This window comes from Flavobacterium sp., from assembly GCF_028712645.1.
Taxonomy (GTDB): Bacteria; Bacteroidota; Bacteroidia; order Flavobacteriales; family Flavobacteriaceae; genus Flavobacterium.
In genome coordinates, this window is the sequence record NZ_JAQTPQ010000080.1 from 1 (window position 1) to 13,857 (window position 13,857).

A 13,857-nucleotide genomic window follows, 5' to 3' on the forward strand; every position below is an offset into this window, starting at 1 on the left:
TAAAAGAATATAATAATAAATGGATTTATAATGATATTGTATTAGAAACAATTACTACAGAACAATATGGCTTCTTATATGAAATTAGTAATGGCGATAAAAAGTATGTTGGTAAAAAATTATTCTGGAATAAGGCTGGTACAGAAGAAAGTAATTGGAAATTTTTTTATCCAACAGCTATTGACAAATCAGAATATTTAAATTATAATAGAAAAATTATTTCTATCCATGATAAGTCGAGCTATGAAAATACCCGAGCTGAATTATATGTGAATAAATGGCAATATCAAGGAAACGATTTTAATATCGAAGATATACCAAAGAATATTGAATCATTCGTTTATATTATAGAAGATACATTAAATGATAAATGGTATATTGGTAAAAAAACTTTTTTCTTCAGAAGAAAAAAAATAGTTAATGGTAGAAATAAGAATATAAAATTAGTAAGTGATTGGCAATTTTATTATGGTAGTAATGAATTTTTACATGCTGCTATGAAAGATAAGGATTGTACCTTATTTAAACGTACAATCCTTTATTTGTGTGAATCAAAAGCAGAAGCGTCTTATTTAGAATTAAGGGAACAGATTGATCATCGATGTTTAGAGAAAGAAAATTATTATAATCATTGGATAGACGTTAAAGTAACAAAATCGCATTTGAATAAATTTAATAATAGAAATAAAAACGAGGAATTATTCAGTTTTAATTAACTGTTTATATTTTGATTCGCTTATTTTTTTACCGTCAACATATATTCTTGCCGGAAATTGATTGAATAATTTACCTTTTGAAGATATATTTACTATCATTTGTTGTTCAATTTTAATGTAATATTCATTAAATTCTCCTGTTATATAAAAACTTGTACTATTGATATTTTCACAATGTATGTTTTTTATATTACCTATTTTTTTAATTATCTTAGCTTTCCATTGTAATATTGAATCTTGAGCCAATTTTATTGAAAATTTTTCAAGTTTATCTTCATTGATAATATATGGATTAGGATCATTTGGTTTCAGCACATCTTTACTATAATCACATATAGGTTTGATAGTAGTTTTGAATAATTCACTATAGCCTGAAGCATATATACCTTTCATACTAATACCAAATGATTCAACTAATCCTTCATAAGTATATCTTAATTGCTTTTGATATTCTTTAGCTAAATCAATAACTTTTTTATTAAGGATTGCGTCAATTGTATTCATAATAAAATTCCTTAAAATATTTAAATTATGAATATTATAATTGAAAAATTTAAATAAATAAAGATTATTATACAAATATAATAAATCTTATAAAAATATGAATTAGAATATATCTTTCTTTAATTCTTTCTTAATATCTTCCCATTCAGATATATCTGTTTCTGAAGCGTTGCGATGTGGATCATACATATCCTCATCTACTAATTTAGTTCTGAATTTAACAACATCGTTAAAAGCAGATTTAGAATCTGTCCCTTCATTTATTCTCATTATTATTGTTTTAATTTCAGCATAGAATAAACTAAGATCTTTTGTTAATAATGCTTTATTTTTGTATTGAGAAAATTTATAATGTAGTTTACTTATTATATCTAAGATATATCTGTTTTTTATTGAAATTATTAATTTCATTGTTTGATAATGTGAATCGTGTTTCTTCATTTAAAAATTCATAAAATGTTTTCATTTATTTATCCTTATTTAATTAATTGTTTATAGTTTTTTATTAACCAATTTAGAAATGATTGATAATAAAATGTATCCGCATCATTTCTAACCCACCAATATTCAAAATCTTTTTCAATTGATTTTGAAATTTTTTCAATTTCATCTTCTGAAATTTTTTCGACTCCATTATTATACAATATTTTTGTGCCACTTAATACTGTTAATAATGTTTGTACTCGTTTAGTTATTTGTTTATTATCCATATTACCATTTACCTATAATACATGAGCTTCTTTTAAATTGTATTTTTTTATTCATCATACAACCACATTTTCCGCATATACCCAATTTATCAAACACGCTTGTTTGTAAAAATTCGCATCTATTACATATTTCTTTTCTATTATTTGTTTGTTCTTGATCAGCATATTCTATATTATTTGTTAATGCATCTTTAGCTAAATCGAATAAATCATAACTCATAAGAATTCCTGTTTATATGGTTCTAAATGTTTTAATATTTCTGATATTTTAAGAGCTGTTTCAGAAATATACACTTCATATTTATCTCCGCAGCAACCATCTTTTGTTTTGGTTAATAATGTTTTATCAGAACTAATCAGATAAAACAATTCTCTTAATAATACTAATTCTTTACTTAACATTTTTTATTTTATCGTTAATTTCTTTGATACATTTTCGACAATTATTTTTAAAATTATATTGAAGATATATTTCTTTGAAAGTTGTTTTTGTATCAACTAATTTCTGTAATTGATTTTCTGTTATTGCATTACAAATACAGATATACATTATATTCCACCAAATGGATTATTTTGACTAAAATCAATTAATGTATTTTCTTTATTTTTCACTGCAGTATTGATTCCTAACGCAACATCTATATCATTTGTATTTTGAGGTACCATAGCATCAATAGCGGCATTACCAGTTTGGAATTTTTCGTACCCATGTGTGTATAATTGACAAGTAAGTTCATATACAAAATATTTACCCGTTGGCCAAAAATTATTTGTATCTTTTGTAACGTGTGTTATTTCGAATAAATTGTTAGTAAAAGAACCATTTGCAATAGGATCATCAACCATATCGCCTACATATAATAGATCTCCTTCTCTAGGTCTATTTCTTAATGGTATATTTAATTCTTCGAATGAATCTTTTGACATAACATATATACTTGTTAGCATTTGAGCGAAACCAAATTTACTCATTATATCACCTTCACCACCATCACCCCCAACGTTTTTAAAATATACTTCTATTTGATAATTTGATAGGAAACTCGTTTTAACTGATTCTTTCAAAATATTATCAGAGAGAGTAATATTATTTGCTAATGGAGTACTATCTTTTAATTCATCAGTTCTTGGTATATAATAAACTAATATACCAGATATTCGTAAATTTTCACGTGTTAAACTGCGATATAAACTTTGTTCAGCTTTAGAATGTAAATGATTGAAATATGGTGAAATCGCCATATTAAAACTCCTAAATTAAATATTATTTATTGAACCACAGATAAGGTATCCAGTCAGATAAGTATTCATTATCTGACAATATTATTTTATCTGGAAATATTTCGAGTTCTATTTCATTTAAGTATGAATCCCAGTTATCGTGTATTTTATCTATGAATTGAATAGATGATCCTCGATTAATAAACCTTCGAATGTATTCATATTTTAATGTATGTTCAGGGTATACCAAAGTGTAATGTATATCATATTTTTCTAATTCAGTTCTAACTTCTTTATGGGAAGAAACTAAAATAAAATCCCATATATTTTCATCTATTCTTGAGATGATATTTTGAATATAATCGTGTGGAAAATTATGTTTAAAATTACTTGAATCCGAATCTAAAATATTATAATTTTTTTTGTTTTCTTCGAAGAATGATGTTTTACCAATACCAGGAAAACCAGAAATTATTTTTGTCATTATTAATGCCTTTATTACTAAAAATTTATATTTATTAACCAATTAAGAAATCAATTGGTAGTTGCCAAGTCGATATCAATTCTTCTTCAAGCGAAGATTTCATATCTTGATATTGTTGTAATATTACTGAACCATTTAATACCATTCCTGATGGAAGTTGGAAACCATCATACTTACTAAGATTTAATCCCCATTGAATACCAATTAAAGAAGTTGCGTACTTCTTCAACCATCCGTTGTTCCAAACATTAGGATTATCTTGTGGTAAAACTTTTTCTTGAATTTCAATCAATATATATGTACCAGCTTTAAATTCTGACCAATCTGTATCTATCAACAATTTTTCAGAATATCGATTGAATCGGATCATTTTTTCTCTATTAAAAAATTGATTGATGGTTTCAATATATTGTTGTTGAATAAGATATGATACCATTCCACCAGATGTAACAATACTATTTGCAACAGTTTGAATTATTGACATTTGTTGAGGATTATAGATATTACTATATGAATTTTGTGGATATATTTTTAATACACTTAATGTATTATCTTCGATAGGTATATATCTATTGGTTATATCTAATGGGGTTAATTGGTAGACAATAAAATTTTTAATGCTCCCATCTGCATGAAAATCCCAGAATTTATTAAGAGCATCATCTACTCTATCTTCTATTTGTTCATCTGCGATATTTAATTCAATTACTGGTTCACCTAAAGCTCGTCTGCAATAATTGATGAAATCTGTTCGATTTGTGATAGCCATATTTTCCTCTTGACAATATTTTTATTTTATTTATAATTTATCTTTAAAGAATATATGATTATCATCAACAAAATTAAAATTTATTTGACATTTTGTATTTTTTAAAATATACTTATTAAAAATTTTTGAACAATAAGGTATTTATTATGAATGATGAAACAAAAGCTATTGCTATTTGGGATGATGAAACTCTTTCATGGAAAGCTCAACTGCCAAAAACAACGATAAAATATAAGATCGTAGATAAATATGGTTTTACTCCAGTTGGATCTATACACGGCGAAGAAATATATTCTGATATTATTTATCGAGGAAGCAGTGAAAACTTGTATATAATAATCAAAATAATTGATATAAAAACATGTATATTTTTAAAATATTTTAATTGACAATCTTAAAATATCAATATATACTTATTAAAAATTTTTAAACCATAGGAAAATTATCATGAAAATGAGTGAAAAAGAAGTATTTAGTAAATTGAATCAAATTGGTAAAGTCGAAATTTCAGTCGAGCGTGAAAATATTAAAATGATGACTGTTATGTTTAAAGAACAACAAAAAAATATTGCACAGGGAGTTGAAGTATTACGATTTGTTTCGACTCATATTGATAATGTCATTATGGGAGCGATCAATCCTGAAAGTGTATCATTTTCAATTAAAAAAATCGTCGCAGCTTCACCTGATTTGATTGACAATGGTCCACGTGTAGCTTAAATTAATTTGGTTTTATATTATGAATAAGAAAATTAGATTTTATAAAAACGGAACAATGACAACAGTAAAATGTCATGGTTATGAAATTAAATGGAATGATGAGCATAAAGAAGTAATTATTCCATATACATATGATAGTTATGGGAATAAAATCGAACTCGGAAGATTCATATTTGAAGAATATGATACGGTGGTATTTTAATTATGTACGCTTTATTTTGGTGCTCAAAAGAAAGATGTAAAGAAATTAGAACTTATGCAGAAAATAACGATTCTATTATCTATGTCACATTCGAAGATTATTCGACTTTTGGAGGGGATTGTATAAAAGTAAGTGGTGATATATGCGATGTGATGAAATATATTGGATATGCGGCGCAGTTAGGTGAATTTAGATTATTGAGTGTTAGATCAAATTGAAAGATCATATCGGGAGTAAAATATATTACTCCCGATAATTTTTATTTATTTAAATTCAACCCAATAGCCTTCACCAAATTCTTTATCTGCTAATTGTTTTCTATACATAAAACTTCTACCTGATTTATTATATTTTATCATACCAAATTTTCCATTTTTAGTTTTTTTTATAGCTAGACTTGATGCTATATCTTCTTGACCGGGTGGAATTCTATACATGTACATACCAATAGCTTTAATATCATTGGTTTGTTCAGTTTCATGTCTTAATTCATACTCTAATTCTTTTCTCTTTTCCCAAGTAATTTCTGTAATATATTCTTGATAAGTTTTCATTTATCATTTCCTGTATGCTTTTAATATTGTTTTACACATTTCTGATCTAATACAATCATCATCTGTAAATTTCATGTGACCAACACTATTTTCTTCTTTCAATCTCCAAATAGCATCAGTTAGTCCGTTTATACCTCTAATATCTTTTTGTTCAGTATCACCGTCGATAATCATTGTACAATTTTCTCCAATACGAGTTAAAAACATCTTCATCTGTTCAGGCGTTGTATTCTGAGATTCGTCCAGTATAACAAATGAGTCATTGAATGTAACTCCGCGCATATATCCTAATGATTCTGCTACTATTCTATTCGTTTTAAATAGGTATTCAGTATATCCTGGACCAAAACATTGTACCAATATTGCCATAATTGGTTTCAACCAAGGCATATATTTTTCTTCCATGGTACCTGGTAAAAAACCTAATTTTTCCCCTGCCTCAACGGCAGGTCTACACAATACTATTTGTTTAATTTTCTTTTCATCCAATAATCTAGCAGCTTTTACTACGGCCACATGAGTCTTACCAGTACCAGCGGGTCCTTCACAAAATATTATAGTATTAGCATTTATTATATTTGAATATTGTTTTTGTGCATCTGATCTAGGGATTAATTTTATATTACTGTTTTTTGGTGCATTTTCATATCTACTTTCATAATTATCAACATTTCCTTGTTGATTTTGTGCTTGTTGAATTTTATCTTTGCGTTTCATTCGTTTTTTCTGCATTGATCTATCCTTGATTAGTTTAAAATTTATTAGATAATAAAAATTCAATAATTCTTAAGACACTAATTATTTATAGTTTAAAATCTATTTCAAATATGTTATAATATATTTTTATCTTAAATTCATAGGATTTCGGCATGTTATATAAAAAGAACAATACTAAATTGATTCGTCGATGTGAATTACTTGAGAAATTAGGTTTCATTATTTGTCATGAAGATTCACATGTTATGCACGATATGGTACCAGGATGTATATTTGATTTTTCTGCGATAGCAGATGAATACTTCGTATCAGTTGCTATCAAAAGTGTATTTGAATATGGGATTAAAATAGGAGAAAATAATATTAGAAGAGAATTTCAAAATTTAATTACGATAAGAGATTAAATAAAAATTATTGACAATATATTATTTTTATTTTATAATTATTGAAAATTTAAATCGAGGTAATATTTATGAATACATATATGGTTGGCGGCCACGTTCGAGATACTTTACTTGGTATTGAAAGTAATGATATAGATTATATCGTCACTGGTATATCTGAAGCAGAATTATTAAGTTTAGGATATAGTAAAGTTGGTGCTGATTTTCCGGTATTTTTGCATCCAGAAACAAGGGAAGAATATGCTTTACCAAGAATCGAAAGAAGTACTGGTAATAGATATACTGATTTTGAAGTTATCACTGAAAGGGTATCTCTTGAAGATGACTTATTGAGGAGAGATATCACTATCAATGCTATTGCGATGTGTATCGAAACAAATACTATTTTTGATCCATATAACGGCAAACAAGATCTTGAAGATGGTATTCTCAGACACGTTTCTGTTGCATTCGTTGAAGATCCTGTACGAGTTTTAAGAATTGCTAGATTTGCTGCAAAATTTGGGTTTGTTATTGCAGAAGAAACAAAAGAACTGATATCAGTAATGATTGAAGAAGGTATGTTGAATGCTTTAACATCTGAACGTATTTTTAAAGAATTAGAAAAAGTATTAAAACTCGATAAACCGTGGATCTTTTTTGAAGTATTAGATGAATTAGGTGCACTTGAAATTTTATTTCCGGAATTGTGGAAACTTAAAGGACAAACTCAACCTGAACAATGGCACCCTGAAGGTGACGCATTTATTCATACTATGCTTGTTTTACAAGAAGCTGTTGATTTTACTGATGATATTGTTGTACGATTTGCAGCATTGGTTCATGATCTAGGTAAAGGTTTAACGAAAAAAGAAGATTTACCAAAACATCATAGACATGAACAAGCTGGAATACCATTGGTAGAACAATTGTGTGATAGACTAAAAATGCCAACTGAATTTAAAAAAGTTGGTATGATGACAAGTAGAGAACACTTGAATATTCATAATTGGAATAAATTAAATCCTAAAACAGTTGTCAATATTTTTGAACGGTGTGATGCTTTTAGAAATCCACTCAATTTCAAGAGAATGTTAATTGCTTCAGTATGTGATGCTAATGGTAGAGGTCCAACAATCATAAAAGTACCTTTTTCTAAAGTTGATGAAATCATGTTTGTATTACAACAAGTTAGATTAACAGATGTAAGTGATTTGGTTGAAAAGAAATTTACTGGTGAAAAAATGAAAATGGAAGTAAGGAGAAAAAGAATCAATACATGTAAAAGTTTATTGACAAAATAGATAAATAAATTTATAATTATTTATGTTTTGAAATAATGATAGGTATAGTATATGATTAGAACATTATTTAATGATTTGAAACTATTAGTTACTAAATTGCAAGAAAGAAATGATTATCTCGAAAAACGAAATCAATATTTGGAGTTAGAAAATACTATTTTAAAAATAGCTATTAAATCTATTGACAAAAAATAATTTTAATTTATAATAAATTATCTTTTAAATTTCGTGGAGAATATATTATGACTAAGAAACAACTAGCAGCTATCGCAAGATTCAAAGAACAACTATCTTTAACTTGGAAATTAGATAGAAACGAAAATTATTTGAAAACCGTTAAACATAACGGTAAGGAATATAAATTTCGTATCAAGTTCAATAAAATTTCTTACCGTGTAGAATGGTTTACAAGTTTAAAAGAATGGCGTAATTTGAATAATGATACGAAATATCTTAAAGATATCCCTATTAGTGGAGAAGTGGTAATAGGAAACGGTAAAATCGTAGTGGATACAATTATTTATTGAATATAATCTGGTGTTAATGGAATTGTTGATGTATTATATTTACCGTAATTTACTATTTGTAGAGCATCCATTCTGCCAATAAAAAATTGAGAATTATATCCTTTAAGTGCCCCAATTGCGCCATTTCTAAAATTAAAAGTTCCTGTAACATTAGTGATTGTTGTTCCTAATTGATTGCCATCGTAATAGATATATAGATTTGTACCTATTCTAGATAATGCTATATAATGCCAAGTATTTGCAGAAATAGAAACTGTTGAATTACTTGAATACCAAGAACCATTATATATTCCAATTGTATTGCTATTATTTTGATTTATTTGAATTTGATTATTTATTGTAGCTCCTGTATAGTCAGAACCTAAAATAATATAATTTGGATTTGTAGTAGTTACATATATGAAGAATTCAATAGTAAAATCTGCGGTCAATACAAATAAATTTGAATCTGGTATTGTTATTGGATTGTTTGATCCTATAAAATTACCACTAGCTGTTCCAAAATTAACAATATCTGTTTTTAATGTAACACTAGAAGTCCATGTTGTACCATCAAATGTTGCACAACAATTATTACCAACTGCAACTGCAATTGTACCATTTGATATGACTGCTTGATAATTACCTATTGGTATCGCGACACTATTCCAAGTTACTCCATTATCAGTTGAAGTAGCAGAAACTGTACCACCTAATCCTCCACCAACACCAGATGCAACTGCAACGAATGTTGAACCTAAACTCGTAATTGATCTCCAATCAGCATTTATTGCAGTTGTTGAAGCGAAAGTTGTTCCATTTGCAGAATAATATGCATAATTTGTTGTTCCACCAGAAATCAACCAAACAACATACGCCCCGTTATCTCCCATACACGATATTTTATTAACAATAGAACTCGTAGATGGAGAATTCAGTGAATATGTAACAGGAGTGAGATTTGTTGATGCATCTGTTGAATAACTTAATTGAACCAACCCTGCAGGAGATAATGTACTCCAAGAACCAAAATCGTAATATTTATTTTGAGTTGGTGAATAAAAGATATCATTATTCGATATAGTACCAGAACCAAATGTACCTGTCCTGGTTGCAGTAGTTTGTGTTAATGGATTTGCTTGAGAAATATTCCAATTAGTACCGTTTGCTACCCAACCTGATGCGGTTGTATTTAAAATAGACGTATTAGGTTGATCGCAAGAAGCAGATAAATTAGCAACATTAGTTTCACCTGTTATGATTGCTATAATATCTGCATATACATTAGCGAGCGTAGAAGATGGTTTATATGTATATTTTGAAAACATTAAATTCCTTTTTCTAGTAATTTTTTAATTAATTCTTCGAGTTGAATTTGTTTTTCTTCAAGCTCTTTAATTCTATTTATTTGTTGTTTTCGGTTAAGAATATCATAATAAAGAGAATCTGAATTATTTACTAAATACCCATCTTCTTTACTATATTCTATCATGTTATTGCTATACTTCTAAAATTTTTAAATATTGGTGGTTCAGCAGGATTTTTTGAAATACCTACTAATTTAACCTGAAATGCTCTGAACTGTGGTAAATCTAATGGATCAAGATAATCACTAGCTGTTATAAAAATATTCGTCATATCATTTATACTTGTTGATGTGAAATCTTTTAAATCTGGTACATCAATTTCAACAAATTTAATAAGATCTATATCAGCTAATTCATCCACCTTGATAAATTTAACATATATTTTGAAATCTGCATAACGAGGTTTATATACATCAAAAGCGAAAAATAAATCAAATGCTGCATTTTTTAATTTCGCCATTTTTGTTACATATTTATATTTTCTTGAACCTCCTGCACCTAAACTGTATAATTCATCAACAAATAAATTAAAATTATATGGTTTTGGTACAACATTAACACTGAAGTCTGAATAGTTATCAACTTTATTAGCTATACATACAGCGCTGAATGTTTTAATATTAAACATTGGGCTATTATATTTCCAATCGATAGGTTTATTAGGATTAATATCACTGTTAAAATTACCTGTTAAAGTTATACTGGTTTCTCCTACCATTTTTAATGCTTCATTTCTTGATGTGGCAATTTTATGTGGAACTTTTAACCGAATATCTCTTCCTAAATTTATATCCATATCATCATCTTTTACATAATCCAAATTAGTAAAAATACCATTCATCGAATATTGTGTTCCTGAATATACCCAGCTGCCCTTACAGTTATTAGTAATAAATGAACCACTAATATTAAATTTATCATATCTTTTATTGATTTTTGTTTGAATATTAAATTCATTATTATATGTATATTCATCTTTACTAGCTGAATATGGCATAGTTATTAAGAAACTATCTGTTGTATCAATATCTGTTATATTTAATTCAGTATTCAAATCATTTATATTTAATCCTGCTAATGTTGTAGTATCAAGAGCGATATTTGTTGTGCCTGTATTTGTATATATTCCTTGTATTGTACCTATACTTGCTTGAGTTGAATTAAAAGTTACTGAAGTTTGTAAGAAACTATCAACCAATACTTGTTCACTTAATGTTGGCGTAAAATTTTCTAAAGTGAAATCCTGTAAACTTAAGAAATATCCAGTAGTGTTTTCTAAATTATATTGATAATTACCATTTTTTATTCGTATATTTGCAACATATCCTGATCCTGTTGCAGTTACTATTTTTTGCCCATATGCTAATGGTAAATTTCCGTTATTTAATTGAATCCAATAATCTTTTAAACAATCTAAGCTAATTTTATCATTAACTGACATACCATGGTCATTTAGCTTTATTCTAATTTTATTTTGTGCGGATTGTGTTTCAATAATTTGACTTGCATTTTTATTAGCCCAACTGATAGGTTTATTTCGTAAAACGACTTTCATGGTTTTATTTAGAAATTCGGCTCTATAAAAATTTATCTTCAAATCTTCATTGAAATATTGGGTCCATTTATTACCGCGCTTTCTGAAAAAACTACCTGTATCAATTTGTTTTGAAATTACTTTGCCGTATATTTCAATGTCTTCTTCTCCGAGATGAGAATTCCATAATCTAGTTTCACTATTTTTATTATAAATTACGACTGCATAACTCGAATCAGATCGTAAAAATACAGGATATAATAATTTGAAATTAGTTGCTACAGTTGATAAATCATCGCCTACTATCGTATTACCTCTTAATATACCAGATTGTCCAATGACAAATGATCCAGGAATTTCATCTTCTGTTTCTGTTGTACATAATTCAATATGTATTTCATCTGTAGGGTCAATATAATCAAAAAATAAATCAATACTTGTTAACCAGCAATCTCTATCGGCGATAAAAGTTTGTGCAATAGGGTCGAAATTATACAGACCTGCATCATCAGTATTTTTTGGTTTATATAATGGTGTTAAACAATTATTAGTATTTTTTAAATCATCGTCGTTTTCATATCCACCGCAGAAAAATACTGCTTCTACACTACTTACAGGACTCGTAGTATTTGGTGAATTATTGATATCGCTTGTTATTTTGAATATTTTTTTACCACAATAAAACTTTTTTTCTGGTAAATTAAATTCGCCAATAACATTACCGTTGGAATCTGATTTAATCGGTGTATTGATGATACTTTCTGTTGTAAGGGGTCTACAATATGCATTTACTGCTTTACCATCAAAGAAACAATACATTCTAGTATTAGGTTTCATACCATTAGCAAAAAATTGAATTTTTGTTGGTCTAGCATAAGGAACGACAGCTATATCTTTATTATCTAAATTTGAATAAAGAGTTACCCTATCAGGAAAAACATATTGCTCTAATTCTGAACCCGGACGTAAAAATTCATTATCTTTAACAATCGTTTGATTATAGTTTGACCAAAGTCCATCTTCAAGACCAACGAGTCCTGTTGAATTCAATATACTTTGTACTTGGTTTATTTTAGCTTCTGGTTCAATAATATGAACTGGTCTTTCTTCCATATCACCAAAATGATCGATATTTGGTACCAATATCATATTACCAATGTAATATGTAACATCATGTTCATTTATTGGTATACTTCTAGATGCAGATTTTTGAGATAAAAATTGTTTTTCTACAAAATCCCCAATTATTATATCTCCGAATTTTTTATAATTCGTACTAGCGATTTCATCAAAATAAAAATCGGTACTAAACATTGAATATTTTGGGTGAAGTTCTTTCAGTTCTCTTGATAATGAACATTTGTAATCAACATTATTTAAATCACTGCTATTGAAACTTGAAAAATCATCAATAATCAACCCATTTTTATATCTTTCTGTACCAGAAGTAACATCTTTGATTGACATAGCAATCGTTTCTTGTTCTAATAAACTAAATTCTATTTTATCTTTGAATTTATTGAATTTATTATACAATCTTCCTATATCTTCCATCTTGTATAGACGATGTTCTAATACATTTACAGTAAAATCTCTTGTAAAATCAAAACCATATGGCGCAACTCTTATATGATATAGACCTAATTCACCAGGTAATGCAGATGGTTGTGATGCATATGCTTTTGGTGTACCTGTTCTATAATTTACATTGCCGTTAATATCTACAGTAATAATATCCTTTCTTGGGAGATAATAATCTACATCTAAAACCATTTGTTTATTCAAAGATGGTTGAATAATATTTAATGTTGATGAACCTAAATTATCTGGCCTAAAATCAATACAATCAGATAGATAATATATTTGATTATTTTTAGATTGATATTTAGGAATCTTATTATAATCATTCGTGACAGTAAAACTGTCATAACTATTGACAGAAAAATAATCTCCGTTTATACTATGTTCAAAATAATCATAATTGACAATAACTTTTTCAAGAGTCATCTCGGCAGTAGATTGAATTCTATATCCAGCATTTTTTTTATTCAATTTTCCTAATTGATATTCAGTATCAGTTTGACCAATCCATGTCCAAAAATTTGCTTTTATATCATTACCTGCCGCATCTGTTATTGAATTTACTCGATATATATCAGTATTAGC

Annotated in this window: 23 protein-coding genes; 9 read left to right on the forward strand and 14 right to left on the reverse strand. The window is 27.4% G+C overall.

Annotated features, from left to right (window positions below; all coding sequences use genetic code 11):
- The coding region (locus PHC28_RS07840; RefSeq protein ID WP_300098323.1) for a hypothetical protein at positions 1-716 on the forward strand (716 nt) is incomplete at its 5' end.
- Here PHC28_RS07840 and PHC28_RS07845 read toward each other — a convergent pair.
- The 9 genes from PHC28_RS07845 to PHC28_RS07880 form a co-directional block, all read right to left on the reverse strand.
- Positions 699-1,220 (reverse strand): hypothetical protein, encoded by a 522-nt coding sequence (locus PHC28_RS07845; protein WP_300098335.1) that lies wholly within the window; start codon positions 1,218-1,220, stop codon positions 699-701. The two genes, PHC28_RS07840 and PHC28_RS07845, sit on opposite strands and share 18 nt — an antisense overlap.
- Before the next feature lie 102 nt (positions 1,221-1,322).
- Positions 1,323-1,631, reverse strand: a complete 309-nt coding sequence (locus tag PHC28_RS07850) for a hypothetical protein (RefSeq protein WP_300098338.1) — start codon at positions 1,629-1,631, stop codon at positions 1,323-1,325.
- A 65-nt stretch (positions 1,632-1,696) separates the two neighbouring features.
- Positions 1,697-1,930 (reverse strand): hypothetical protein, encoded by a 234-nt coding sequence (locus PHC28_RS07855; RefSeq protein WP_300098341.1) that lies wholly within the window; start codon positions 1,928-1,930, stop codon positions 1,697-1,699.
- A gap of 1 nt (position 1,931) precedes the next feature.
- Positions 1,932-2,150, reverse strand: coding sequence for a hypothetical protein (locus PHC28_RS07860; RefSeq protein WP_300098344.1), 219 nt, complete (start codon positions 2,148-2,150; stop codon positions 1,932-1,934).
- Entirely contained in the window at positions 2,147-2,332 is a 186-nt protein-coding gene (locus PHC28_RS07865) for a hypothetical protein (protein WP_300098347.1), read from the reverse strand. Before PHC28_RS07865 ends, PHC28_RS07860 begins: the two co-directional genes overlap by 4 nt.
- Positions 2,322-2,480 carry a bacterioferritin-associated ferredoxin gene (locus PHC28_RS18340; RefSeq protein WP_367278009.1) on the reverse strand — a complete coding sequence of 53 codons (159 nt, stop codon included), beginning with the start codon at positions 2,478-2,480 and terminating at the stop codon, positions 2,322-2,324. Before PHC28_RS18340 ends, PHC28_RS07865 begins: the two co-directional genes overlap by 11 nt.
- On the reverse strand, positions 2,480-3,172 hold the full coding sequence (locus PHC28_RS07870) for a hypothetical protein (RefSeq protein WP_300098350.1): 693 nt from the start codon (positions 3,170-3,172) through the stop codon (positions 2,480-2,482). Before PHC28_RS07870 ends, PHC28_RS18340 begins: the two co-directional genes overlap by 1 nt.
- A 22-nt stretch (positions 3,173-3,194) precedes the next feature.
- Positions 3,195-3,635 carry a hypothetical protein gene (locus PHC28_RS07875; protein WP_300098353.1) on the reverse strand — a complete coding sequence of 147 codons (441 nt, stop codon included), beginning with the start codon at positions 3,633-3,635 and terminating at the stop codon, positions 3,195-3,197.
- Between the two features lie 34 nt (positions 3,636-3,669).
- Positions 3,670-4,404 (reverse strand): hypothetical protein, encoded by a 735-nt coding sequence (locus PHC28_RS07880; RefSeq protein WP_300098356.1) that lies wholly within the window; start codon positions 4,402-4,404, stop codon positions 3,670-3,672.
- A 146-nt stretch (positions 4,405-4,550) separates the two neighbouring features.
- On the opposite strand from PHC28_RS07880, the gene PHC28_RS07885 reads away from it, so the two are divergent.
- The 4 genes from PHC28_RS07885 to PHC28_RS07900 are packed head-to-tail and all read left to right on the forward strand — an operon-like array spanning position 4,551 to position 5,544.
- Positions 4,551-4,793 carry a hypothetical protein gene (locus tag PHC28_RS07885; protein ID WP_300098359.1) on the forward strand — a complete coding sequence of 81 codons (243 nt, stop codon included), beginning with the start codon at positions 4,551-4,553 and terminating at the stop codon, positions 4,791-4,793.
- Positions 4,794-4,851: 58 nt separating this feature from the next.
- A complete protein-coding gene (locus PHC28_RS07890) occupies positions 4,852-5,124 on the forward strand; it encodes a hypothetical protein (RefSeq protein WP_300098362.1) in 273 nt (90 codons plus the stop codon).
- A 19-nt stretch (positions 5,125-5,143) separates the two neighbouring features.
- Entirely contained in the window at positions 5,144-5,326 is a 183-nt protein-coding gene (locus PHC28_RS07895) for a hypothetical protein (RefSeq protein WP_300098365.1), read from the forward strand.
- Positions 5,327-5,328: 2 nt separating this feature from the next.
- A complete protein-coding gene (locus PHC28_RS07900; RefSeq protein ID WP_300098368.1) occupies positions 5,329-5,544 on the forward strand; it encodes a hypothetical protein in 216 nt (71 codons plus the stop codon).
- A gap of 45 nt (positions 5,545-5,589) precedes the next feature.
- Here PHC28_RS07900 and PHC28_RS07905 read toward each other — a convergent pair whose 3' ends face one another.
- Positions 5,590-5,880 carry a hypothetical protein gene (locus tag PHC28_RS07905; protein ID WP_300098371.1) on the reverse strand — a complete coding sequence of 97 codons (291 nt, stop codon included), beginning with the start codon at positions 5,878-5,880 and terminating at the stop codon, positions 5,590-5,592.
- Positions 5,881-5,883: 3 nt separating this feature from the next.
- Positions 5,884-6,612, reverse strand: coding sequence for a PhoH family protein (locus PHC28_RS07910; protein ID WP_300098373.1), 729 nt, complete (start codon positions 6,610-6,612; stop codon positions 5,884-5,886).
- A 137-nt stretch (positions 6,613-6,749) separates the two neighbouring features.
- On the opposite strand from PHC28_RS07910, the gene PHC28_RS07915 reads away from it, so the two are divergent.
- The 4 genes from PHC28_RS07915 to PHC28_RS07930 all read left to right on the forward strand — a co-directional run bounded on the left by PHC28_RS07915 (position 6,750) and on the right by PHC28_RS07930 (position 8,811).
- Positions 6,750-7,001: a hypothetical protein gene (locus tag PHC28_RS07915; protein ID WP_300098376.1), complete on the forward strand. Its 252-nt coding sequence runs from the start codon at positions 6,750-6,752 to the stop codon at positions 6,999-7,001.
- Between the two features lie 68 nt (positions 7,002-7,069).
- A complete protein-coding gene (locus PHC28_RS07920; RefSeq protein WP_300098379.1) occupies positions 7,070-8,284 on the forward strand; it encodes a multifunctional CCA addition/repair protein in 1,215 nt (404 codons plus the stop codon).
- Positions 8,285-8,335: 51 nt separating this feature from the next.
- Complete coding sequence (locus PHC28_RS07925) at positions 8,336-8,479, forward strand: hypothetical protein (RefSeq protein ID WP_300098382.1); 144 nt, start codon at positions 8,336-8,338, stop codon at positions 8,477-8,479.
- A gap of 47 nt (positions 8,480-8,526) precedes the next feature.
- Positions 8,527-8,811 carry a hypothetical protein gene (locus PHC28_RS07930; protein ID WP_300098385.1) on the forward strand — a complete coding sequence of 95 codons (285 nt, stop codon included), beginning with the start codon at positions 8,527-8,529 and terminating at the stop codon, positions 8,809-8,811.
- Here PHC28_RS07930 and PHC28_RS07935 read toward each other — a convergent pair.
- The 3 genes from PHC28_RS07935 to PHC28_RS07945 form a co-directional block, all read right to left on the reverse strand.
- Entirely contained in the window at positions 8,805-10,118 is a 1,314-nt protein-coding gene (locus tag PHC28_RS07935; protein WP_300098388.1) for a LamG-like jellyroll fold domain-containing protein, read from the reverse strand. The two genes, PHC28_RS07930 and PHC28_RS07935, sit on opposite strands and share 7 nt — an antisense overlap.
- Positions 10,118-10,282 (reverse strand): hypothetical protein, encoded by a 165-nt coding sequence (locus PHC28_RS07940; protein WP_300098391.1) that lies wholly within the window; start codon positions 10,280-10,282, stop codon positions 10,118-10,120. The genes PHC28_RS07935 and PHC28_RS07940 overlap by 1 nt, the downstream gene beginning before the upstream one ends.
- A partial coding sequence (locus tag PHC28_RS07945) for a DUF4815 domain-containing protein (RefSeq protein ID WP_300098393.1) occupies positions 10,279-13,857 on the reverse strand: 3,579 nt, incomplete at its 5' end. The genes PHC28_RS07945 and PHC28_RS07940, both read right to left, overlap by 4 nt.